This window comes from Nocardia sp. NPDC057668, assembly GCF_042799795.1.
Classification (GTDB): Bacteria; Actinomycetota; Actinomycetes; order Mycobacteriales; family Mycobacteriaceae; genus Nocardia.
This window is the reverse complement of record NZ_JBHVIC010000011.1, coordinates 1-1,700: the sequence shown is the minus strand read 5'-3', so window position 1 is coordinate 1,700 and position 1,700 is coordinate 1. Positions and strand designations below refer to the sequence as shown.

Annotated in this window: 1 rRNA gene; it reads right to left on the bottom strand. The window is 53.4% G+C overall.

Going from position 1 to position 1,700, the window contains the following annotated elements:
• Positions 1-1,700: ribosomal RNA gene (locus ACFVBH_RS40025) — 23S ribosomal RNA — on the bottom strand; the annotation flags it as partial.

The following is a 1,700-nucleotide window of genomic DNA, read 5'->3' as shown; positions in this document are numbered from 1 at the left end:
TCGTTGCGCCTTTCGTGCGGGTCAGAACTTACCCGACAAGGAATTTCGCTACCTTAGGACCGTTATAGTTACGGCCGCCGTTTACTGGGGCTTCAATTCACACCTTCGCTTACGCTAACCTCTCCTCTTAACCTTCCAGCACCGGGCAGGCGTCAGCCCCTATACTTCGCCTTACGGCTTCGCAGAGACCTGTGTTTTTGCTAAACAGTCGCCTGGGCCTATTCACTGCGGCTCTCTCGGGCTTGCACCCTAACAGAGCACCCCTTCTCCCGAAGTTACGGGGTCATTTTGCCGAGTTCCTTAACGAGAGTTCTCTCGCTCACCTTAGGATTCTCTCCTCGCCTACCTGTGTCGGTTTGCGGTACGGGCACCTCTCACCTCGCTAGAGGCTTTTCTTGGCAGTGTGGAATCAGGAACTTCGCTACTATATTTCGCTCGCCATCACAGCTCAGCCTTATGGGAAACGGATTTGCCTATTTCCCAGCCTAACTGCTTGGACGCGGATATCCAATACCGCGCTTACCCTATCCTCCTGCGTCCCCCCATTGCTCAAATGGTGAGGAGGTGGTACAGGAATATCAACCTGTTGTCCATCGCCTACGCCTTTCGGCCTCGGCTTAGGTCCCGACTAACCCTGAGCGGACGAGCCTTCCTCAGGAAACCTTAGGCATTCGGTGGAGGGGATTCTCACCCCTCTTTCGCTACTCATACCGGCATTCTCACTTCTAAGCGCTCCACCAGTCCTTCCGGTCTGGCTTCACAGCCCTTAGAACGCTCTCCTACCACTGTTCGAAGAACAGTCCGCAGCTTCGGTGATACGTTTAGCCCCGGTACATTTTCGGCGCAGAGTCACTCGACCAGTGAGCTATTACGCACTCTTTAAATGGTGGCTGCTTCTAAGCCAACATCCTGGTTGTCTAAGCAACTCCACATCCTTTTCCACTTAACGTATACTTTGGGACCTTAGCTGGCGGTCTGGGCTGTTTCCCTTTCGACTACGGATCTTATCACTCGCAGTCTGACTCCCAAGGATAAGTCATTGGCATTCGGAGTTTGACTGAATTCGGTAACCCGGTAGGGGCCCCTAGTCCAATCAGTGCTCTACCTCCGAGACTCTTACCTTGAGGCTAGCCCTAAAGCTATTTCGGAGAGAACCAGCTATCTCCAGGTTCGATTGGCATTTCACCCCTACCCACACCTCATCCCCGCACTTTTCAACGTGCGTGGGTTCGGGCCTCCATTCAGTGTTACCTGAACTTCACCCTGGACATGGGTAGATCACCTGGTTTCGGGTCTACGACCACGTACTCAATTCGCCCTATTCAGACTCGCTTTCGCTGCGGCTCCGCATCTTCTGCTTAACCTTGCACGGGATCGTAACTCGCCGGTTCATTCTACAAAAGGCACGCCATCACCCGTTAACGGGCTCTGACTACTTGTAGGCACACGGTTTCAGGATCTCTTTCACTCCCCTTCCGGGGTGCTTTTCACCTTTCCCTCACGGTACTGGTTCACTATCGGTCACTAGGGAGTATTTAGCCTTGGGAGATGGTCCTCCCGGATTCCGACGGAATTTCACGTGTTCCGCCGTACTCAGGATCCACTCAGGAGAGAACGAAGTTTTGACTACAGGGCTGTTACCTCCTATGGCGGGCCTTTCCAGACCTCTTCATCTACCTCGTTCCTTTGTAACTCCGTAC